The organism is Hydrophilobacter chitinilyticus, assembly GCF_049860745.1.
Classification (GTDB): Bacteria; Pseudomonadota; Gammaproteobacteria; order Burkholderiales; family Burkholderiaceae_C; genus Rhodoferax_B.
On sequence record NZ_CP187561.1, the window covers coordinates 1,239,156 to 1,259,387 of the forward strand.

Annotated in this window: 18 protein-coding genes; 7 read left to right on the forward strand and 11 right to left on the reverse strand. The window is 62.5% G+C overall.

What is annotated here, in order from left to right; translation table 11 throughout:
* Positions 1–2: 2 nt before the first annotated feature.
* The 4 genes from ACPWMG_RS05630 to ACPWMG_RS05645 all read right to left on the reverse strand — a co-directional run bounded on the left by ACPWMG_RS05630 (position 3) and on the right by ACPWMG_RS05645 (position 3,332).
* Positions 3–575 (reverse strand): hypothetical protein, encoded by a 573-nt coding sequence (locus ACPWMG_RS05630; protein ID WP_483303678.1) that lies wholly within the window; start codon positions 573–575, stop codon positions 3–5.
* A 194-nt stretch (positions 576–769) separates the two neighbouring features.
* The gene (locus tag ACPWMG_RS05635) at positions 770–1,351 is read right to left on the reverse strand and encodes a 3'-5' exonuclease (RefSeq protein ID WP_483303679.1); all 582 of its coding nucleotides are present in this window, start codon (positions 1,349–1,351) and stop codon (positions 770–772) included.
* Between the two features lie 97 nt (positions 1,352–1,448).
* A complete protein-coding gene (nudC, locus tag ACPWMG_RS05640; protein ID WP_483303680.1) occupies positions 1,449–2,261 on the reverse strand; it encodes an NAD(+) diphosphatase in 813 nt (270 codons plus the stop codon).
* Positions 2,262–2,441: 180 nt separating this feature from the next.
* A complete protein-coding gene (locus tag ACPWMG_RS05645) occupies positions 2,442–3,332 on the reverse strand; it encodes an NUDIX hydrolase (protein ID WP_483303681.1) in 891 nt (296 codons plus the stop codon).
* 120 nt (positions 3,333–3,452) lie between these two features.
* Between ACPWMG_RS05645 and ACPWMG_RS05650 the strand changes: the two genes are divergently transcribed.
* Both ACPWMG_RS05650 and ACPWMG_RS05655 read left to right on the forward strand, forming a co-directional pair.
* Positions 3,453–4,364, forward strand: coding sequence for an SDR family NAD(P)-dependent oxidoreductase (locus ACPWMG_RS05650; protein ID WP_483303682.1), 912 nt, complete (start codon positions 3,453–3,455; stop codon positions 4,362–4,364).
* A 113-nt stretch (positions 4,365–4,477) separates the two neighbouring features.
* Entirely contained in the window at positions 4,478–6,010 is a 1,533-nt protein-coding gene (locus tag ACPWMG_RS05655; protein ID WP_483303683.1) for a hypothetical protein, read from the forward strand.
* A gap of 23 nt (positions 6,011–6,033) precedes the next feature.
* Here ACPWMG_RS05655 and ftsY read toward each other — a convergent pair whose 3' ends face one another.
* Positions 6,034–7,143: a signal recognition particle-docking protein FtsY gene (gene ftsY / locus ACPWMG_RS05660; protein ID WP_483303684.1), complete on the reverse strand. Its 1,110-nt coding sequence runs from the start codon at positions 7,141–7,143 to the stop codon at positions 6,034–6,036.
* Between the two features lie 28 nt (positions 7,144–7,171).
* On the opposite strand from ftsY, the gene ACPWMG_RS05665 reads away from it, so the two are divergent.
* Together ACPWMG_RS05665 and ACPWMG_RS05670 are read left to right on the forward strand one after the other, a co-directional pair.
* Positions 7,172–8,629: a M16 family metallopeptidase gene (locus ACPWMG_RS05665; RefSeq protein WP_483303685.1), complete on the forward strand. Its 1,458-nt coding sequence runs from the start codon at positions 7,172–7,174 to the stop codon at positions 8,627–8,629.
* A gap of 24 nt (positions 8,630–8,653) precedes the next feature.
* Positions 8,654–10,006, forward strand: a complete 1,353-nt coding sequence (locus tag ACPWMG_RS05670) for a M16 family metallopeptidase (RefSeq protein ID WP_483303686.1) — start codon at positions 8,654–8,656, stop codon at positions 10,004–10,006.
* A 1-nt stretch (position 10,007) separates the two neighbouring features.
* Here the strand turns inward: ACPWMG_RS05670 and ACPWMG_RS05675 are convergent, their stop codons facing one another.
* From ACPWMG_RS05675 to zwf, 6 genes are all read right to left on the reverse strand, one after another.
* Positions 10,008–11,303 (reverse strand): leucine-rich repeat domain-containing protein, encoded by a 1,296-nt coding sequence (locus ACPWMG_RS05675; RefSeq protein WP_483303687.1) that lies wholly within the window; start codon positions 11,301–11,303, stop codon positions 10,008–10,010.
* Between the two features lie 10 nt (positions 11,304–11,313).
* Positions 11,314–12,243: a protein NO VEIN domain-containing protein gene (locus ACPWMG_RS05680; protein WP_483303688.1), complete on the reverse strand. Its 930-nt coding sequence runs from the start codon at positions 12,241–12,243 to the stop codon at positions 11,314–11,316.
* An 82-nt stretch (positions 12,244–12,325) separates the two neighbouring features.
* Entirely contained in the window at positions 12,326–12,658 is a 333-nt protein-coding gene (locus tag ACPWMG_RS05685; RefSeq protein ID WP_483303689.1) for a c-type cytochrome, read from the reverse strand.
* Positions 12,655–13,113 (reverse strand): hypothetical protein, encoded by a 459-nt coding sequence (locus tag ACPWMG_RS05690; RefSeq protein WP_483303690.1) that lies wholly within the window; start codon positions 13,111–13,113, stop codon positions 12,655–12,657. The genes ACPWMG_RS05685 and ACPWMG_RS05690 overlap by 4 nt, the downstream gene beginning before the upstream one ends.
* A gap of 109 nt (positions 13,114–13,222) precedes the next feature.
* The gene (locus ACPWMG_RS05695; RefSeq protein ID WP_483303691.1) at positions 13,223–14,071 is read right to left on the reverse strand and encodes a MurR/RpiR family transcriptional regulator; all 849 of its coding nucleotides are present in this window, start codon (positions 14,069–14,071) and stop codon (positions 13,223–13,225) included.
* Between the two features lie 36 nt (positions 14,072–14,107).
* Positions 14,108–15,568 (reverse strand): glucose-6-phosphate dehydrogenase, encoded by a 1,461-nt coding sequence (zwf, locus tag ACPWMG_RS05700; protein ID WP_483303692.1) that lies wholly within the window; start codon positions 15,566–15,568, stop codon positions 14,108–14,110.
* 175 nt (positions 15,569–15,743) lie between these two features.
* Here zwf and ACPWMG_RS05705 point away from each other — a divergent pair, with 175 nt between their 5' ends.
* The 3 genes from ACPWMG_RS05705 (at position 15,744) to ACPWMG_RS05715 (ending at position 20,217) form a co-directional block, all read left to right on the forward strand.
* Positions 15,744–16,757, forward strand: coding sequence for an ABC transporter substrate-binding protein (locus tag ACPWMG_RS05705; RefSeq protein ID WP_483305180.1), 1,014 nt, complete (start codon positions 15,744–15,746; stop codon positions 16,755–16,757).
* A gap of 71 nt (positions 16,758–16,828) precedes the next feature.
* Positions 16,829–19,042, forward strand: coding sequence for an ABC transporter permease (locus ACPWMG_RS05710; protein ID WP_483303693.1), 2,214 nt, complete (start codon positions 16,829–16,831; stop codon positions 19,040–19,042).
* Between the two features lie 107 nt (positions 19,043–19,149).
* Positions 19,150–20,217 (forward strand): ABC transporter ATP-binding protein, encoded by a 1,068-nt coding sequence (locus ACPWMG_RS05715; RefSeq protein WP_483303694.1) that lies wholly within the window; start codon positions 19,150–19,152, stop codon positions 20,215–20,217.
* Positions 20,218–20,232: the final 15 nt, after the last annotated feature.

Below are 20,232 nucleotides of genomic sequence, written 5' to 3' on the forward strand. Positions count from 1 at the left end.
TCTTAGTTTTTCAATGCGCTGATGAAGCTTGGATCGGCCAGCAACTGGGTGATCAGCTTTTGCACCATCACGGGGTAGTTGCTTGCTGCTTGTGGAATAGCGGTCGCGGCGGCGAAAGCGCCTTCCCATTGATGCTCGACCGATTTGGTTTGGTCGTAACGAACCTGGTCGCCGTTTTTGACAATGAAGCGGGCTGCGATCTGACCGTCGTTGGTCGCAATGCCACCTGCGTTCACGTTGTTCTTCGTTAAAACGCCAGAAATGGCAACCGCCGATTTCGGGTCATAGAGTTTGGCCAACTCCAATTCTGACCGCAGCGCTGCGCCAAGGTAGTCACCGTAGTTGGCGCCCACGCTGGAGTTCATGGTGTTGGCTCGCAATGTGAGCGATGCTGCGCCTGCCATGCCTGGCGTGGCCGTAAAGGCACCAATCGTCACAGGCGCGGCGCCCGATTGTTTAAGTGTTTGAACGTTGTCGATTGACGGTGCGTAGTTGGGCGAAGGCCCGGCACAACCCACCAGAAAGAGACCGGCAGAGGCTGCCGCAAGCAAAGACAGTTGGCGATAAACGCGCATAAAAATCCTCCCGAAATGTTGTTAGTTTTTGAAAAACCGTCGCATTTTAGGAGTCGATCGCATGACCACAGGCTAGGTTATTCCTTCTGTGTGGTGAGAATGCCGCATCGCGGCTTGGCGCATAGCCGACTTGTGGAAATGGCACCGTGACGCAAGTGTTCTAAAGCCTTCACATACGAGGCCAGAGAAGGGCATCAGCCGGAGTTGTGGGTCGATGTGATGGGTGGCCTTTCGACAGCCGCTTGTTCCTCAGCCTGCTCTTCCGATTGCTCGCGCACCCGCATCAGGGTTTGCTGCAGCACTACCGCATCGGTGCTCGCGCGGTGGCGTTGGCCACCGAGTTCTTCGCGTACTTTTTTCTTGACCTCATGCCAGCGGTCGGCTTCATCGCCGCTCATCAGGGCATGCAGGTTTTCGAGCTTGAAGCGTGGCAGCAGGTCGGCCGCATCGTAGAGCGCGCCCACCCAACTGTAGTCGTTGGCCCAGCCATCGGAGTAAACGGTTTGCCCGGCCAACTGGGCGTTGAGCATGCGCGCCACTTCCGCCACCGGGCGGCCACGGGTCTCGACCAGTTCACGCGAGATGTGGTGCAGGTGTTCGGCCGAGGTGTCCCAGTGGGTCCAACCAGGCTCTGGGCGGATCAGGGTGCAGAAGGTCTTGCCGTCGGGCAAGACGTAGCCAATCTCGATCGGGTAGCTGTTGCGACCAAAACCAGATGCCTCCACATCCAGCACCGTGGGAGGTGGCCGTGGCGGATCTGTGGGGTGGTCGGACATGCGGGGATGATAAGCACGCCGCATGCCAGTTCGCAAGCTGGTAAACGTCCGATAAACACCGGGAAAGTGGCCTCCAGCTTGGCTTGTCAGGGCTTGCTCAAGGTCTTGGCAGATTGGCGTGGATCAAGTGCCCGGCAATCGACAAGCCCAGCGGCGGCACTGGCGGCAATGGGTCGCCTGGGCCAAACCATTGCGCTTCGGCGATTTCGTTTTCATCGAGACGAATGTCGCCACCGGCGTAGTCGGCGGTGTAGGCCACCATCAGCGAATGCGGAAACGGCCAGGGCTGGCTGCCAAAGTATTGCAGGTTGCGTACCTTCAAGCCCACCTCTTCAAACACCTCGCGGTGCACGGTGTCTTCAATCGATTCACCGGCCTCCACAAAGCCCGCCAGCGCGGTAAAGAATTGCGAGGCGTTTTGTTTGTGGCGTGCGAGCAGGATGCGGTCACCGTCTTTCACCAGCACCATCATGGCCGGTGAAATGCGCGGGTAGGCGGAGTGGCCGCAGGCTGGGCAGCGCACACAGCGCTCGCCCGTCACCAGCGTGGTGGGGTTGCCGCAGGCGCCGCAGAAGCGGTGCGTGCGTGCCCATTCACTTAACTGAAAAGCGCGGCCTGCGACGGCCAGCAGTTGGTCGTCGAGCTGGCTGAACAGGCTGCGCAGTTTGCGAAATTCAAAACCTTGCGGCGCCTCGGTCTCCGGTGGCAGCCATGCGGCCTGGGCGTAGCGGCCATCCAGCAAACCGATGGGTTGGAAGGTGATGGAGAAAGCGGTGAGCGTGACGCTGTCGGGCAGCGACAGGTCTTGTGCCTGCACCAGCAGCTCGCCACCGCGAAACACAAAATGCAGTGGCGCGGGGTGGTCTACTGCTTGCAGCAGAGGAACAAAGGTGGCGGGGGTTTGTAGCATCGAAAGGCTCAAAAGTGTTTAGGGCAACGCTGAATAAGCCCCTCGTGCGCCGCGTTCCCTCGTTTTGGGCGATCTGCTGCGTTGCAAATCCGCGCCATAGCTGCGGCTATGGCTGTGGCTGCATTGACAATTCAGGCCTTGCATCTCATCCCAAACCGAGGTTCGCGTCATCACGGAGACTTATTCAGCGTCGCCTAAGCTGAAAAACGCTTCGAACCCACCATCGGGTTCAAAGCGGCGGTTGCGGTGGCTCAGCCGAGTGGGGCCGGGAACGGCGGCGGTGGGCTGGCTGTGGCGGGCATCGCCGGGGTAGCAAATCACGCGTGTGCCGTTGTCGTCAAACGGCTCGGGACGTACCACCGGGGGCATGCGGCTGCGGGCATCGGCCAGTGCTTCTGCCACTTGGGCAAAACGTGCCAGTGCTACCAGGCTCATGATTTGCGGCGGTGCCAGGCTGATGTGCCCGTCCCAATACTGCGTGAGGGCGGCACGTGGGCTGAGCCAAATGCTGTCCGTGGTTTCAAAGTCGTCGTGCACGGCGTTTTGCGTATCGGGCACAGCGGCGAGGAAGAAGCGGGTGTCGAAGCGTTTGTCCATCACCGACGGCGAGGTGGGCGTGACCCAGCGTGTCCACGGCACCACCGCGTGGGTCGACAAACCGATGCCCGCGTGCGTGAGCGCGGTGCGCAGGTCGACACCTTCGCTGACGGCTTGGCGCACCTGCGCCAGTTGGGCGGCGCTGTTGGCCTGCGTAAACAAGACACCGGCTTCTTCAAAAGCTTCGCGCAGGGCGGCCACAAAGATGGCGCTGGCGGTGTCCTCGTCAGTTTCAGATTCGCCCAAGGCGGCCTGCAAGGTGGCTGGGCTCTGGTCGAGCAGCGGGCGCCAGGCGGGCGCAGCGTCGGCCACATCAACCTTGCCGCCGGGGAACACGTGTGCGCCACCCAGCACGTTAGAGGCTTGGTGGCGGCGTACCAAAAACACCTCCAGGCCTTGTGGGCCGTCGCGCAGCATCACCACGCTGGCGGCCGCAACGGGGGGGCTGGTGACGACGCTGTAGTTCAGTTCCATGTGTGTTCTAAGTGACCGGGCGCGTGGGGTGCGTGTATTAAAGTCGAAGGGGCCTTTTAAGACTATCAGAGTTAGTCATAACACGCAGAGCGCGACGCGCACCACTAGGAGTACAAACGAATGGATCTGGATTTCAAAGGCCGTGTGGCCATCGTCACCGGTGCGGGTGGCGGGCTGGGGCGGCAACACGCGTTGGCCTTGGCGGCGCGTGGCGCGAAGGTGTTGGTGAATGATTTGGGTGGTGCACGTGATGGCTCCGGTGCCTCGGTCAGCGCGGCAGAAGCTGTGGTAGCAGAGATCCGTGCGGCGGGTGGCGAGGCCTTGGCTAACGGCGCTTCGGTCACCGACTTTGCCGCCGTGCAAGCCATGGTGCAGCAGGCGGTGGACGCCTGGGGCCGCGTCGACATTCTGGTCAACAACGCCGGCATCTTGCGCGACAAGAGCTTTGCCAAGATGGAACTGGATGATTTCCGCCTGGTGCTCGATGTGCACCTGATGGGCGCGGTGCATTGCTGCAAGGCGGTGTGGCCGGTGATGAACGCGCAAAAGTACGGCCGTATCTTGATGACGACCTCGTCTTCCGGCCTGTTTGGCAACTTCGGTCAGTCGAACTACGGCGCTGCAAAAATGGCGTTGGTGGGTCTGATGCAAACACTGGCGCTGGAAGGCGCGAAGAACAACATCCGCGTGAACAGCCTGGCGCCCACGGCCGCCACGCGCATGACCGAAGGCCTGATGCCCGAGGCCGTGCTCGAAGCGCTGAAGCCCGAAGCCGTGGTGCCCGCCATGTTGGTGCTGTGTGCTGAAGATGCGCCCACACGGCGCATTCTGTGTGCTGGTGCCGGCACGTTCGAGGCCGCGCACATCACGCTGACGCAGGGCGCGTGGGTAGGGATTGGGCCGGAAGCACCCGAGGAGCTGGCTGTGAATCTGGCAGCGGTCGTGGACCGAGCGGGCGACACCGTGCCCGACAGTGGCGCCGCGCAAGGCACCAACGAAGTCGGCCTGGCGCTGGCGCAACTGGGGCGTTAAGGCTACGCTGCACGAGCATGAAGGAAAAACAGCTTCTGGCGCATATCAGATGAGCGTAGACAGCTACATTTTTTATAGTATCTTCGGCAAGAACCATACCGCAGGAGTTGTGCATGCAGGATGAGATTCTGGAACTCGAGCGCCTCCACGGCACGCCGGGTGAATGGCAAGGCATCTACACGCTGGGGCAGAAGAGCCAGGCGCGCTACCTGACCGTGAAGTCGCAGCAGCGCCGCGCGATGGCGCTGGTGGACAGGCTGGGTGCCCTGTGGCGTCAAACGACGCACGGCAAACAAGTGCCGCGTGTGGCCATCATTGGTGGCGGGGTGGGCGGGCTTACCCTGGCGAACTACCTGGCCGAGCAGAGTTATGCCGCCAAGGGGGGCGTGGGCACCCATGCCTGCCCCATGCGCTGGGAGGTGCATGTGTTTGAACGGCAGAGTCAGCTTGTGCCGATGCAGCGCGGTTGTGCCATTCGCAAGCTGCATCCTGCCATCCACACCTGGCCCGACGCGAAATGTTATGACGCACCCAAGGCCACCAAGCGACCCACACTCACCGGGTGGCACGCGGCCAATGCGGGTGATATGGCGGCTGATTTGGTGTTGCAGGTGCTGACCAACCACCGCCTGGCCACGCAGGCCAAGTTGGCGTTTGGCATCTTGCAGTCGGCGCAAGTGGCGGTGAGTCTGGAGCCTTCCGGACGGGCGCCCTACAAGGTGGTGGGTGAGGGCCAGCGCATCGACCCGAGCAAGGTGAATGTGGTGTCCGACAAAGGACCGTGGCGTGCCGACATCGTGATTTTTGCAACCGGCTTTGGCGTTGAGGTGCCGGGTGATGGGCCAACCCAACGGGTGTCTTACTGGCGCAATGACGATCTGGGGCAGGCACCGCTGTATGGGCAAAAGCAGCGCTTTGTCATTTCTGGCGCGGGTGACGGTGGGCTGACCGATCTGTTCCGTTTGTGTCTCTATGACTTCTCGTACGACGAAGTGATGCGCGAAGTGTTGCCGGTGCAGGACGGCACCATCGCCGATGCTTTCAGCGACGCGGTGCACCGTGTGCACCCGACCTCGATCAAGGCAGCCGAGCCGCTGCAAAAGGACTTGGCCAGCCAATACCGCTTGTTATTGCGTAGCCTGGCCGATGCCGCACCTGCGGATGTTTGCGACCTGTTGGACAAGGCCTGGCAAGGCAAGGTGGTGGGCAAGAAGAAAGTGGTGGGTCAGAGCCTTGGTTATCTGGCACAAGCGTTTTTGCGTGCACGCTGCAAAGAGAAAGTGGATGTGCTGCTGCAGGTGCTGCCCGCGTTTGCCCAGCAAGACCCGAGCGGCGACCCGCTACGTGCGCTGGTGAACAACCCCAAGGCCATGTTGTACAACCGTGTGTTGGCCTACCTGCTGTGGCGCATGGACGCGTTCAAGATCCTGGCAGCGCCCACGCCAGAAGAAGTCATACAGTCCGAAAAATGGGAGGCCGGGAGCGCCACCATCATCGCCCGGCGCGGCGCGGGCTGGAAAGACTCCGTTCTCAAAAGCCTGGCCGGTGCTTTGAAGGACGAAGTGCAGCCGGTGCTGGCCGCGTTGCCTGAGGTTCCTGTGGCGGGCTCTGCGGCCGTCGAGGCTTACCGGCTGGGCCAGGTTTAGCTCCTAGGCCCGATCAACGCAGATCAGGCCAGCAGCGCCTGCGCAAATTCGCGGGCGTTGAAGGTTTCCAGGTCTTCGAGCTTTTCGCCGACACCAATGAAATAGACCGGAATCGGCCGCTCTTGCGCAATGGCGGCTAGCACGCCGCCCTTGGCCGTGCCGTCGAGCTTGGTGACGATCAAGCCAGTGAGCTGGATCGCATCGTCAAACGCACGCACCTGGGCGAGGGCGTTCTGGCCGGTGTTGCCGTCGATCACCAGCAGCACCTCGTGCGGCGCTGTGCCATCGGCCTTTTGCACCACGCGGCGGATCTTCTTCAGCTCTTCCATCAAGTGCAGTTGGGTGGGCAGGCGGCCAGCGGTGTCGACCAGCACCACGTCGCGGCCACGCGCCTTGCCGGCGCTCACGGCGTCAAAACTCACGGCGGCCGGGTCGCCGCCTTCCTGGCTGATGATCTCGACCGTGTTGCGGTCGGCCCACACGCCGAGCTGCTCGCGTGCGGCGGCGCGGAAGGTGTCGGCTGCGGCCAGCAACACACTCGCGCCTTCGCTGGCCAGGTGGCGGGTGAGTTTGCCAATCGACGTGGTTTTGCCCGCGCCGTTCACGCCCGTCACCATGATCACGGTGGGTGTGTACTCACCAATCACCAGCGGTTTTTGCAACGGGGCCAGCAGGTCGGCAATGGCGTCCGCCAGCAAGGCTTTGACGGCGGCGGGGTCGGTGGCCTTTTGTTCTTTGACGCGACGCTTCAGGTCGGTCAACAGGTGCTCGGTAGCCTTGACGCCGGTATCGGCCATCAGCAACGCGTCTTCGAGTTCTTCGTACAGCGCGTCGTCGATCTTTGTGCCGGTGAAGACGGTGGAGATGCTGGAGCCGGTTTTACGCAAGCCGTTGCTGAGCTTGTTGAGCCAGGTTTGGCGCGTGGCGGCTTCGGCCGCCACGGCTGGGACTGCGGCGGGTGCCGGGTCGGGTACCGACGTTTTGTTGGCAAACGGGTTGCGCAACCAGCTCTTGGGGGCGCTGTCAGCAGGCTTGGCCTCTGCGGCTGGGAGCGGCGCAGGCACGGCCACCGGGGCAGTTGCCACTGGCGTGTTTTCTGGCGGCGAAGTTTTTTTCTTGAAAAAGCTGAACATTTGGACCGTTCTTAGAATCCACCATTCTATGAAACGCTACATCCTCCCGTTTTGCTGGGGTCTCGCCACACTGGCGCAGGCTCAAACAACAGCCCCCGTTCCCTCCGTCGCACCGTCGATTTCGGCTCAGCCGACCTCGGTGGCGCCGGATGCGGTCACGCAGTTTGTGCTGCCTAACGGGCTGACGGTCATCGTCAAACCCGACCACCGTGCTCCCACGGCGGTGAACATGTTGTGGGTGCGCACCGGTGCCATCGACGAGGTGGACGGCACCTCGGGCGTGGCGCACGCGCTGGAACACATGATGTTCAAGGGCACCAAGAACCTCAAGCCCGGCGAGTTCTCGCGCCAGGTGGCGGCCTTGGGTGGGCAGGAAAACGCCTTCACCACGCGTGACTACACCGGCTACTACCAGCAGATTCCGGCCAACAAGCTGGAAGACGTGATGCGCCTGGAGGCCGACCGTTTTGCCAACAGCCAATGGCCAGATGTTGAGTTCACCAAAGAAATTGAAGTGGTGAAAGAAGAGCGCCGCATGCGCACCGAGGACTCGCCACGCGCCTTGCTGTTTGAAGCGCTGAACGCCGCCGTGTTTACCGCTTCGCCGTATCACCGGCCGGTGGTCGGTTGGATGGGCGACCTCGACAGCATGACCCCTGATGACGTGCGCGCCTTCTGGAAACACTGGTATGTGCCGGCCAACGCCGCTGTGGTGGTGGCCGGGGACGTGACGGTGGAGCAGGTGCGCAAGCTGGTCGACAAGTATTACGCGAAGATTCCTGCACGCGCCGTGCCCACACGCAAGCCGCGCCCCGAGCCCGAGCAAGTGGGCATTCGCCGCCTTGAGGTGAAAGCCCCTGCCGAGCAAACGTATCTGGCCCTGGCGTTTCGCGCGCCGCAACTCACCGCGCAAGATTTGGCGGGCGACGCCTCTGCCATGTCGGCCGCGGGCCAGGACGCGCTGGCACTGACGGTGTTGTCTGAAGTGCTCGACGGCTACCCCGGCGCGCGCATCAACCGTGCGCTGACGCAGGGCGAGGGCCGCGTGGCCGACAGCGCAGGCGCCGGTGGTGGCTTGGTGGGCCGTGGCCCGCAACTGTTCATTCTGGACGGTGTGCCCGCCGCAGGCAAAACCGCCGATCAGGTGGAGGCAGCGTTGCGCGAGCAGGTGGCCAAGGTGGCGCGCGAAGGTGTGTCAGAGGCAGAACTGGCGCGCGTCAAAGTGCAATGGGTGTCCAGCGAGGTCTACAAACGCGACTCGGTGATGGGCCAGGCGCGCGAGTTGGGCAACTACTGGGCACAGGGCTTGCCCGTGGATGCCAGCGAGCGTTTGATCGAACGCCTGCGCGGCGTGACCGCTGCCCAGGTGCAGTCGGTGGCGGCACGCTATTTTGGTGATGACCAGCTCACCGTGGCGGTGCTGCGCCCGCAGCCCGTGCCGGCTGGCCGCAAACCCCGTGCAGCCCCAGCGGGTTCGCGTCACTGAACTTCCACACAAGGCCTAACGTTTATGTTTTCAATTCAAAAGAGCGCGCCTTCCGCATTGGTGGCGGGCGTCGTAGCCTTATTTTGTGCTCAGTCCGCATGGGCCGTGATCCCCATCCAGGCGTGGACGCAACCCAGCGGCGCACGTGTGTTTTTGGTGGAAAGCCCGGGCATTCCCATGCTAGACGTGAAGATCGACTTTGACGCCGGCAGCCGACGCGACCCGGCCGACCAAGCGGGCCTGGCCGCCGTCACCGTGGGGCTCACGTCCAAGGGCATTGCGGCCCGTGGCAACGAGCCAGCACTCGACGAAAACCAGCTCAGCGAAGCCTGGGTCGACCTCGGCGCTTCGTTTGGTGGTGGCGCAGGATCAGACCGCACCAGCTTCTCGCTGCGCACCTTGACCGCGCCCGACCTGCTGCCTAAAGCCGTGGCGCTGGCCGCCCGCCAAATGGGCGAGCCCGCATTTCCGCCTGCCATCTGGCAGCGCGAACGTGCGCGTATTGCCGCATCGCTGAAGGAAGCCAACACCCGCCCCGGCGTGTTGGCCAACCGTGCGTTTGAAGGCGCGGTGTACGGCAACCACCCCTATGGCTATGAGTTGACCGAAGCCACGCTGGCGCGCATTGAAACCACCGACATGCAACGCTTCTACACGGCCGAAATCCTGCCATGCCGCGCAGCGGTGAGCCTGGTGGGCGCCATCAACCGCGCGCAGGCCGATGCGCTGGTGCAGCAACTGCTGGCGCGTTTGCCGCAGACCAGTGCCGCAGCGTGCCCAGCTTTGCCAGCCGTGCCAGAGGTCGCACCGCTGACGGCGGCGCGCGACATCAACATCCCGTTCGCCTCGGCGCAAGCGCAAGTGTTGATCGGCCAGCCCGGCTACAAGCGCGATGACCCCGATTACTTTGCCTTGCTGGTGGGCAACTACGTTTTGGGCGGCGGCGGCTTCGTGTCACGCCTCACCGAGCAAGTACGCGAGAAGCGTGGCCTGAGCTACAGCGTTTACAGCTACTTCGCCCCCGGGCTGCACGCGGGCGCCTTCACCATCGGTCTGCAAACCCGGCCCGACCAGGCCACGCAAGCCGTGCAGGTGTCGAAGGAAGTGCTCGCCAAGTTTGTCGCCGATGGCCCGACCGAAGCCGAGTTGCGCGCCGCCAAAGACAACCTCGTGGGCGGCTTTGCGCTGCGCATCGACAACAACCGCAAGCTGCTCGACAACGTGGCCAACATCGCCTGGAACAACCTGCCGCTGGACTACCTCGACACCTGGACGCAACGCGTGAACGCGCTGACCACAGCGCAGATCCGTGCGGCGTTTCAGCGCAAGTTGCAGCCGGAGAAAATGGTGACGGTGGTGTTGGGGGCGGCGCAGTAGCCTAGACCTGCAGCCGCTGCGCAATCTCCGCGTAAAGCGGTCGTGCGGCAACGGCTTCCTGCAAACAGTCATCGCGCAAGGCACTCCAGGTTTCGCGCTTGGGTGCTTCTAGCGATGCATCTGCGAGCTGCAGCAACTCTTCCAGCAAACAACCAAAGGCGCGTGCTTCAAGCTGTTGCAGTGCTTGCGACTGGGCCGGGTCGGCGGGCAAGAATGAGGCGGCGCCCATGTCGCCCAACAAGCCGTGGCCTTCGGCATCACATTGCAGGTTGTGCGCGTACAGGTCGCCATGCAGCAGGCCGCGCGCATGCAGGTGGGCACCGGCTGCCGCCACGCTGGTGGCGATGCGCTGCACTGCCGCCGCGCTGAATGTGGCGCCTGCCGGGTACACATCGCGCGTGCACGAGGCCAGGCTGGGCGGCCCGGCCAGGGTTTTGTAGGTGGGTGGGATGAAATGCATCACCAAACCTGCTGTGCCTTGTGGGTGACCCATGAGCCGACCCGCAACGGGAATCACATTCGGGTGCGTGCCCACGGCCAGGCTCGCTGCCATTTCGCTTTGCGGCCAGCCGTCGCTGGTGACTTCACCCTTAAACAGCTTCACCGCTACGGGCATGCTGATGCCATCGCGCTGCCAGTGGGCTTGGTAGATCAGGCCGGAGGCGCCTTCGCCCAGCAGTTGGTCAACGGTAAGGTCGTCCCAGTGAATCGGCGTGGTCGATGCTGCGGGCGCCACGTGTTCCATCGGGTTGCCGCCACAGGCGAGCCACGTGAGACGCGGCATGCTGAGCAGCCAATCGGGCAGGACGTCGAAGCGGTTGGCGGCGATGCGCAGCAGTTCCAACCGGCTGCATTGCGCCAACTCGGCAGGCAACTGCGTTAGCCGGTTGCCCGCCAACATCAGTTTTTGCAAACGGTGGCAGTTGCCAATGGCGGCTGGCAAAGCTTCGATGTGGTTGTCGGTCAGCGTGAGCCAGCGCAGGCGCGGCGGCAGGGCTTCGGCGGGCACATGCTGGATCTGGTTGGCCTTGAAACCGACCATTTCCAACTGCGTACATTGGCCCAGCACCGGCGGCAATGTGGTGAACGGGTTGTCGGAGCAGAAGACCACCCGCAGCCGGTGCAGCCGGGGCAGATCGTCGGGCAGGCTGGTCAGCGCGTTGCCCGAGAGGTTGAGCACCTCCAGGCTGTCGGCCAGGTCAAAGATCTCGTGCGGAAATGCGGTGAGGCCACACGAGAGGTCGAGGCGTTGAATGCCGGTGAGTTGGCCGGCGCGCAGTGCGGAAAGGGTGTGCACCGGCAACAACTTACTGAGGGTCGTAACCTTCTGCCGAGTTGATCTCTGTAGGCTTGTAGATTTTGTGCGTGGGGGTGCCCAGGGCGTCGCTCACCACCAGCAGGCGCCACAGCGGTTCGCGCTTGGAGCCGGCCATTTCTTCCTTGGTCAAGCGGAAAGAGGGCACACCACGCGACACGCCTTTGATGGCCACCTTCAGCAGCATCGCGCCTTTGTTGTTTGACACTTCGATGTGCACGCCGGTGTTCTGCTCGGCCACGTTCTCGGCCTTGTAGCCGTAGCCACGGAAATGCTTGGTCACGTATTCGATGGCGGCGGTCTGCAGTTCGTCTGTGGAAACGTTTTTGGCAGCCTCCAGTGCGGGCACGTCCAGTTCGGGAATGCCGCAGCGTGCGCGCGCGGCTTTGATTTCATCGGCGGTGGGCATCCAGCCGCGCGGGCCGCGCACCAGCACGGCGATTTCCTGGTCGCCTTCCCAGGCGGCCACGTGCCATTCTTCGGGGTCGCGTACACGGGTGGAGACTTTGGCCGATTTGTTGGTTTCAAGCTCAGCGATGGCCACACGGTTGGTTTGCAGCACGGCACGGAAGGTTTTTTCTTCTTTGAACGCGCGGCGCAGCAGGGCGATGCGGTCGATGGCGCGCTGGGCTTGGCCGGGCGAACGTGTGCCGCCGCCGATGCGCTGGTGCGGGTTGAGCGATTCGATGCTGAACCAAGTGCCACTTGCACCACTGGCACCATTGGCACCAATGCTGACGTGTTCGCCCCAAACAGTGGCGATGATGATGTCGCCAGACGCGAGCCAAGCGTGCTCGTAAGCACGTTCGCGCCCATCAAAAACGCCCATCTTGACGATGAGGTCGACAGGGGTGAGCTTGGCGCCAGACAGCCGCTCCTCGTTGATGACGGTGAGGACTTGGGGAGCGACTTCGGTTTCCATTTCGGGGCTTCTGCTATCTGCTGTAAGGGGGCGGAAGTATGCCACACGGGGTGGGATGGCGTACCTTGCGTGGATCGTTGAATCAGGGCGGCGGTGAGGGCTGCGACAACACCCACACGGCCAGCGCCTGTGCATCGGCCTCGCTCACCTGGCGTTGGCGCGGCATGATCACGCGGCCCCACGTGCCTACGCTGCCGTTGCGGATTTTGGCGGCGAGTTGTTCGGGTGGCACGGGGGTTTTACGGTAACGCTCGGCAATCTGCGCAAAGCCTGGGCCAACCTGTTTGCGCACCATGCCGTGGCACGAGAAGCAGCCGTAATCGCTGGCTTTGGCCTCTAGGGGGTCTTGCGGTGCAGCTTGAGCCAAGCCAGTGCCCAGCACCAGAATCAGCAGCAGGTGAGAGCAAATGTTCAAGCCGTGCTTTCTGTGGCGGGCGGGGTGGGTCGCCAGCGCTGTAGCAGCCATACCAGTATGGGAAGCGTGAAGGTGAATTTCAGCAAGTCGAGCACCGTCAACAATTTCATCATCAAGCTGATGTTCAAGTAGCTCGCGTAGGACAGGGCAAAAAGGGGTACAACGAGCGCAGCAAACGACACCATAAATGCCACCGCTACCGGCTGTTGCAGTTTGGCAAAACGAATGGCGATGGCGACGGGAAGCGCCGCCGCCAATAGCGCGAGGCCGTGTATGACGTGCATCCACAACAGATTACTGGCCACAAAAGAAACGCCTAGGCTTGCCAAGTGGGGCACCCACCAGCTTGGAATGGGCTGCCATAGTTCTCTGACGGTGGTCGTCACCAGCACGTTGTACAAAACAGCGAGGGCGGCAAAACCGATGAGCTTCAAAAGCGAGCGCAGTGTCAGCATTTTTTGTCCTGGGACTTGGTGGCTCCCACGGGCTGCGGTGGCTGGGGCTTTGATTTTGCCCCAGCGCCCGCAATTTCGCCTGCGACTTCGTCTTCCGTTTGAAAGCGGCTCAGGTGTACCGCTTGCTGCGCAGGTTGTTTTTCATCTCTTGCAGCTTGGGCTGCAGATGCGTGCCGCCAATGCGCAGGGCCACGCTGGTGGCCAGAATGTCAATGATGGTCAGGTGCAGCAGGCGCGACACCATGGGGCTGTAGCGGTCGTAGCCTTCGGGGTGGTTGGCGGCCAGGTGGATGTGCCCGGCAGCGGCCAAGGGCGAGCCGCTGGCGGTGATGACGATGGTGGTGGCGCCGTTTTTGCGCGCGATGTCGCAGGCGTCCATCAGGTCGCGGGTGCGTCCCGAGTTGGAGATGACGACAAGGCAGTCGCCCGCCGTCATCATCGATGCCGCCATCACTTGCATGTGGCCGTCGCTGTAGGCGATGGTGTGCACACCCAGGCGAAAGAACTTGTGTTGCGCGTCTTGCGCCACGATGCCCGAATTGCCTGCGCCGTAGAACTCCACGCGCCGGCCGGCTTGCACCGCGCCGGTCAGCGCTTCAGCGGCTTTTTCAAGCGCAGAAGAACTCGCGTCGTTGCGGTATTTCAAGAACGCGGCGACCGCGTTGTCGATCACCTTGACCATCACGTCGCTGGTTTTGTCGTCTGCGTCCACACTGCGGTGGATGAAGGGCACGCCTTCGCTCACGCTACCGGCCAGCTTCAGCTTGAAGTCGCTGAGGCCGTCGTAGCCCATGCTGCGGCAGAAGCGCACCACGGTGGGTTTGCTCACGTGCGCGCGGTCTGACAGCTCGCTCACCGGCAGGTTGGCGAATGCACGCGGGTCGGCCAGCACCAGCCGGCCCACGCGTTGCTCGGCGGGGGCCAGAGAAGACAGCGACGCTTTGAGTCTTTCAAGCATGGGAGGACTGGAAGGTGTTTGCCACATCAGGCGACCCTAGCACTCTTCGCTCCAGCAGTACCCATCGCGCGCGATCATGGCGCTGGAGGCGCTGGGCCCCCAGGTGCCAGCCGCATACAAGCGTGGGCCCACGGTGTCGTTTTTCCAATGGTTGAGGATGGGCTCCACCCAGCGCCATGCGGCTTCTTGTTCGTCGCTGCGCACAAACAGGTTCAGGCGGCCATCCAGCACGTCGAGCAGCAGGCGCTCGTACGCGCCCACACGTTCGGCACCAAAGCGTTTGTCAAAGTCCAAATCGAGTTGTACCGGCACCAGCGTTTGGCCCGCGCTGCCCGAGCGTGTGCCCTGGCCTTCGGCCATGAGGTGCAGCTCCAGCCCGTCTTTGGGTTGCAGGTTGATGACCAGGCGGTTGGCGGTGTTGCCGGTGTTGGCAAAAATGGCGTGCGGCATCGGGCGGAAGTTCACCTCGATGTGCGCGTCGCGCCCGGCCAGGCGTTTGCCGGTGCGGATGTAGAACGGCACGCCGGCCCAGCGCCAGTTGGCGATTTCGGTGCGCAGTGCGACAAAGGTTTCGGTGTGGCTTTGCGGGTCGACACCAAACTCGGCGCGGTAGCCGGGCACGGCCGTGCCGCCCACGGCGCCGGCACTGTATTGGCCGCGCACCACGTGGTGCGTCAGTGTTTCAGTCGTCCAGGGTTTCAGCGAGCGCAGCACCTTGAGCTTTTCGTCACGGATGGCGTCGGCATGCGAATTGATGGGCGGCTCCATGCCCACGGCGCAGAGCAGTTGCAGCGCGTGGTTTTGTACCATGTCGCGCAGCGCGCCGGTGTTCTCGTAGAACGCACCGCGCTTTTCCACACCCAGGTCTTCGGAGATGGTGATCTGGATGTTGGCGATGTGCTCGCGGCGCCACATGGGTTCAAACAAGGCGTTGCCAAAGCGCAGCGCAAACAGGTTTTGTACCGACGGCTTGCCCAGGTAGTGGTCGATGCGGAAGATCTGGTTTTCGTCGAAAGCCTTGCGCACCGTTTGGTTGATGAGGCGGTTCGACGCCAAGTCGTGGCCTAGCGGCTTTTCCAGCACGATGCGCGTCTTGGGCGTGTTGAGGCCGGCGGTGGCGAGCTGTTCACACACGGTGGTGAACAGGCCCGGCGCGGTGGCCACGTACATCACCACGGTGTCGGCGTTGCGCTCTTCCAGGTGGCTGCGCAGGCGCTGAAAGTCTTCGGCCTTGGAGGCATCGAGCCGCACATAGTGCAGCAGGGCGGCGAAGCGCTGAAACTCTTCGTCCGACGGGCGTTTGGCGCCCTCTACGCTGTTGAAGCGCGACTGGATGAGCGTGCGGTACTGCTCGTGGCTCATGTCGTCGCGCGCCACACCCGTGATGCGGCCATCTGCGGGGAGTGTGCCGTGGCGGAACGCCTGAAACAGCGCCGGCATCAGTTTGCGCCAAGCGAGGTCGCCGGTGCCGCCAAAAAGGACTAGATCAAAGCTCATGGTGTGTAGATGGAAGTCAGGCTGGCAATGTAACTTAGTTTCATGTTTTTATGAAGAAGGGTTTCATTTGGAGAACAACGGCCCTTCTTTAGGGTGTTCTACGGATTGTCAAAAAAGTGTCATAAAGTGATGCTCGGCGTCGTAATCAAATTACCAGGGACATCACGTGAAATTAATGAAGAAGTGCGCGGTTGCAGCCGCAGTGGCGGCAGCATCGTTTGGCGCATCGGCACAGGGCCAGGTCAACATCATCTGCTCGGTACAGGCCGAATGGTGCAACATGATCGCCACGGTCTACGCCAAGACCACCGGCACCAAGGTCAACATGTCGCTCAAGGGTTCGGGCGAAGCACTGGCGCAACTCATCGCCGAGAAAGACAACCCCAAAACCGACGTGTGGTTTGGTGGCACTGGCGACCCACACTTGCAGGCGGCCGAGTCTGGCCTTACGCTGGAATACAAGTCGCCTAGCTTGACGCAGCTCTACCCTTGGGCGCAACAACAAGCGCAGCAGTCGGGTTACAAGACCGTGGGCATTTATTCGGGCCCGCTGGGCTTTGGCTACAACACCGAGCTGTTGGCCAAGAAGAAGATTCCCGCGCCCGCCAGTTGGGCTGATTTGCTGAAACCAATTTACAAGGGCGACATCCAGGTGGCCAACCCGGCCTCCAGCGGCACGGCCTACACCATGATCGCCACGCTGGTGCAGCTGATGGGTGAAGACAAGGCTTTTGAGTACCTGAAGGGCCTGCACAAAAACGTCAGCGCCTACACGCGCTCGGGCACCGGCCCCATCAAGGCGGTGGCACGCGGTGAAACAGCGGTGTCAATCAGCTTTGTGCACGACGCGCCGCAAGAGAAGATGCAGGGCTTCCCCATCGAGACGGTTACGCCGTCTGAAGGCACGGGCGCCGAGATCGGCTCCATGAGCATCATCAAAGGTGCGCGCAACCTGGCTACGGCCAAGGCGTTTTACGAATGGGCGCTCACGCCACAGGCGCAGGCCTTTGGTGCGGCAGCCAAGCAGTTCCAACTGCCGTCGAACAAGAACACGGCCATCGACCCGAATGTGCCCGACTTCCGCAAGATCAAGATGATCAACTACGACTACGCCAAGTACGGCGCGAGCACCGAACGCCGCCGCCTGATTGCGCGCTGGGAAAAAGACGTCAACTCGTTGCCACGTTAAAGATAGTGTGTGAGTGATGGCAGACGCGGGAGGCGCCTGCCATCTTGTGTAGAACGAGCCTGGGTAAAGCGGTGAAGAAAAACTCGAACGTCGTGATCCACGTGTGGATCGTCTTGGGCCTGTTGGCCTATGTGTTGCTGCCCTGGTACGCCATTCAGGACTCGGCTTGGTACAGCGTGCTGGGCCAGGTGTTTGCCGAGGGCGATGCCGCCAACGGCGTGGTGCAGGCGCTGACCATGAGCCGGCCTTGGCTGCTGGTGGGCGTGGCCGGCTTGTTGCTGGCGGCCGTGGGCGCGTTGCAAGCGCCTGGCAAAGCGCAGGGCACCTGGCTGCTGGCCGGTGGTTTGGTGGGCGGGCTGGGCCTCGCCGCCAGCGGCTTTTTAATTGGCGCACGCGGCTGGTCTTTTGCCGCTTTCAACAACAGTTTTGGCGAGCTGGCGGTCAATCAGTTTGGCATGGGCATTGGCGCTTTTATCGCGCTGCTGGCGCTGGTGATGTTGTCGGCGTTTGGGCTGGCGCGGCGCGGCTTTTTCAAGGGCGATTTGTTTGTCTCGGCCAGCGTGGTGGGCTGCGGCGTGTTGATGCTGTTGTTCATTGCCTACCCGGTCACCAAGGCTTTGTACGGCGCGTTCTTGAATGAAGACGGCCAGTGGTCACTCGCCGCGCTGATGGCGCGCGTGGGCAACGAACGGGTGTGGGGTTTGAGCTGTGTGACCGGCGGTGTGCGCTGCGGCGTGGCCTGGAACACGCTGGTGTTGGCGCTGCTGACGGCCACCGGCACGGTGGTGCTGGGCACCATGCTGGCGCTAATGGCCGAGCGCGGCAACAGCAAACTGCAAGGCCCGCTGAAGGTGCTGGCGCTGCTGCCCATCATCACGCCGCCGTTTGTCGTGGGCCTGGGTTTGATCTTGCTGTTTGGCCGCGCCGGTGTGGTCAACCAGTTTTTGGAATACGCGTTTGGCATTGAGCCCACGCGCTGGTTCTACGGCATGCTGGGCATCTGGATTGCGCAGATGTTTGCCTTCACGCCCATCGCCTTCATGATCATGCGCAGCGTGGTGCAAGGCGTGGCGCCCAGCCTGGAAGAGGCTGCGCAAACCATGCGGGCCAGCCGCAGCAAAACCTTCTGGACGGTGACACTGCCGCTGCTCAAGCCAGGGCTGGCCAATGCCTTCTTGGTGGGCTTCATCGAGAGCATTGCCGACTTCGGCAACCCCATCGTGGTGGGCGGCCAGTTCTCGGTGTTGTCGACCGACATCTTCTTTGCCATTGTGGGCGCGCAGTACGACCAGGGCCGCGCCGCGTCGCTGGCCTGGATCCTCACGCTGTTTGCGCTGGTGGTGTTTGCCATTCAGCGCGGCGTGTTGGGCAAGAAAAACTACACCACGGTGAGCGGCAAGGGCGACTCGGGCATTGCCATGGCGCTGCCCGACGGCGTGCGCCGCACCATCCTGTGTGTGGCCATGCCTTGGCTGGCGTTCACCGTCATCGTCTACCTGTTTGCGTTTGCCGGCGGCTTTGTGCAAACCTGGGGCCGCGACTACACCTTCACGCTCAACCACTTTCGCACCGCGTTTGGCTTGGAGTGGGGCCAGTTTGGCCTGGTGTGGGCGGGCACGGCCTGGAATTCGTTGTTCACCACGTTGAAGCTGGCCGGTGCGGCCGCGCCCATCACGGCGTTCATTGGTTTGCTGATCGCTTACCTGCTGGCGCGCACCGAATTCAAGGGCCAGGGCCTGTTCGAATTCTTGGCGCTGCTGGCGTTTGCCATTCCTGGCACGGTGCTGGGCGTGAGCTACATCCTGGCGTTCAACGTGCCGCCGTTTGAGTTGACGGGCACGGGCTTGATCATCGTGTTGTGTTTTATGTTCCGTAACCTGCCGGTGGGCGTGCGGGCGGGCACGGCGGCGTTCAAGCAGTTGGATCGCTCGCTCGATGAAGCCTCGCTGATGCTGCGCGCGTCGACGCTGCAAACGCTGTTCCATGTGGTGCTGCCGCTGCTCAAGCCTGCCCTGGTGGCGGCGCTGGTCTACAGCTTTGTACGCGCCATGACCACGGTGTCGGCCGTGGTGTTTTTGGTGACGGCGGAGAACGAGCTGGCCACCACCTACATCATCGGCCGCGTGGGCAATGGCGACTATGGCGTGGCGCTGGCGTACTGCACCACGCTCATCGTGCTGATGTCGGCGGTGATCGGCCTGATCCAGTTCCTGGTGGGCGAACGCAAGCTGGGTCGCCGCAAGGTGGCCGCGGGTGCACCGGTGGTGCAACCCACGGCACTTTAAAGAAAGCACATGGTTTAAGAAAAATAGGGCTGCAGCGCTTTCTGTATATGCGCAAGCAGCTTCTCTATTGATAGCAATAACTTACAAGATTTAAGCAAGGGAATGGCATGAACCACGGGATCGAATTCAGGGGTGTGACCAAGCGTTATGGCACCGACGCCGCAGCGCCGCTCGCCGTCAAAGGCATTAGCTTCGTGGTGCCCAAGGGCACGTTGACGACCATCCTCGGCCCATCCGGCTGCGGCAAAACCACCACGCTGCGCATGATTGCAGGGCTGGAATCGCCAAGCGGCGGGCAGATTTTCATTGACGGCAAAGACGTCACCACGCTGGGCCCGGCCGACCGCAACGTCAGCCTGGTGTTCCAAAGCTATGCGTTGTTTCCGCACATGAACGTGCTGGAGAACGTGTGCTACGGCTTGAAGATGACCAACGTGCCCAAGCTTGAGGCGATTCGCCGTGCGCGCGAAGTGTTGAACGGCGTGGGCCTGGTGGGTTTTGACGACCGCTTGCCGAGCGAGCTGTCGGGGGGCCAGCAACAGCGTGTGGCCCTGGCGCGTGCGCTGGTGTTGGAGCCGGCGGTGCTGTTGTTTGACGAGCCGCTGTCCAACCTCGACGCGCGCCTGCGCCGCGAAATGCGCGAAGAAATCCGCTCGCTGCAGCAGCGCTTGAAGCTCACCGTGGCGTACGTTACCCACGACCAAAGCGAAGCCTTGGCCGTGAGCGACCAGATCATCGTGATGAACCAGGGCCTCATCGCCCAAAGCGGCACGCCGCAAGACATGTACGAGCGCCCCCAAAGCGAGTTTGTGGCCGGCTTCATGGGCGAGGCGATGTTGTTCCCCGGCACGGCCGATGCCGATGGCCGCGTGCAACTCGGCCCCATCACCTTGGCCGCGCGCCATGGCGTGGTGGCCGGCGCGGTGAAGGTGGCGGTGCGGCCCGAGGCCTGGCACATCGGCGCGCCAGTCACGGCAGACACGGCAGATGCCAACAGCCTGCCCGCCACGCTGGTCAAGTCGGCCTACTTGGGCAGCTTTTTTGAGTACACCTTCGAGACCGCGTTGGGCAAGATTTTTGTGGTCTCGCCCGACCTGACCAACGTGTTGCCCGTAGGCGCGGCCGTGGTGCTGCGCCTGGCCGACCACGGGGTGTCCGTGGTGCGCGTGACCTGATCTCGCTGAAGGTGC

Excerpts from the sequence above, each read along its gene's own strand:
- ACPWMG_RS05645 (WP_483303681.1), bottom strand. The coding sequence starts at position 3,332 with ATGGAACTGAACTACAGCGTCGTCACCAGCCCCCCCGTTGCGGCCGCC.
- ACPWMG_RS05665 (WP_483303685.1), top strand. The coding sequence starts at position 7,172 with ATGAAACGCTACATCCTCCCGTTTTGCTGGGGTCTCGCCACACTGGCG.
- ACPWMG_RS05680 (WP_483303688.1), bottom strand. The coding sequence starts at position 12,243 with ATGGAAACCGAAGTCGCTCCCCAAGTCCTCACCGTCATCAACGAGGAG.
- ACPWMG_RS05650 (WP_483303682.1), top strand. The coding sequence starts at position 3,453 with ATGGATCTGGATTTCAAAGGCCGTGTGGCCATCGTCACCGGTGCGGGT.
- nudC (WP_483303680.1), bottom strand. The coding sequence starts at position 2,261 with ATGCTACAAACCCCCGCCACCTTTGTTCCTCTGCTGCAAGCAGTAGAC.
- ACPWMG_RS05715 (WP_483303694.1), top strand. The coding sequence starts at position 19,150 with ATGAACCACGGGATCGAATTCAGGGGTGTGACCAAGCGTTATGGCACC.
- ACPWMG_RS05655 (WP_483303683.1), top strand. The coding sequence starts at position 4,478 with ATGCAGGATGAGATTCTGGAACTCGAGCGCCTCCACGGCACGCCGGGT.
- ACPWMG_RS05635 (WP_483303679.1), bottom strand. The coding sequence starts at position 1,351 with ATGTCCGACCACCCCACAGATCCGCCACGGCCACCTCCCACGGTGCTG.
- ftsY (WP_483303684.1), bottom strand. The coding sequence starts at position 7,143 with ATGTTCAGCTTTTTCAAGAAAAAAACTTCGCCGCCAGAAAACACGCCA.
- ACPWMG_RS05630 (WP_483303678.1), bottom strand. The coding sequence starts at position 575 with ATGCGCGTTTATCGCCAACTGTCTTTGCTTGCGGCAGCCTCTGCCGGT.
- ACPWMG_RS05670 (WP_483303686.1), top strand. The coding sequence starts at position 8,654 with ATGTTTTCAATTCAAAAGAGCGCGCCTTCCGCATTGGTGGCGGGCGTC.
- ACPWMG_RS05695 (WP_483303691.1), bottom strand. The coding sequence starts at position 14,071 with ATGCTTGAAAGACTCAAAGCGTCGCTGTCTTCTCTGGCCCCCGCCGAG.
- zwf (WP_483303692.1), bottom strand. The coding sequence starts at position 15,568 with ATGAGCTTTGATCTAGTCCTTTTTGGCGGCACCGGCGACCTCGCTTGG.
- ACPWMG_RS05705 (WP_483305180.1), top strand. The coding sequence starts at position 15,744 with ATGAAGAAGTGCGCGGTTGCAGCCGCAGTGGCGGCAGCATCGTTTGGC.
- ACPWMG_RS05690 (WP_483303690.1), bottom strand. The coding sequence starts at position 13,113 with ATGCTGACACTGCGCTCGCTTTTGAAGCTCATCGGTTTTGCCGCCCTC.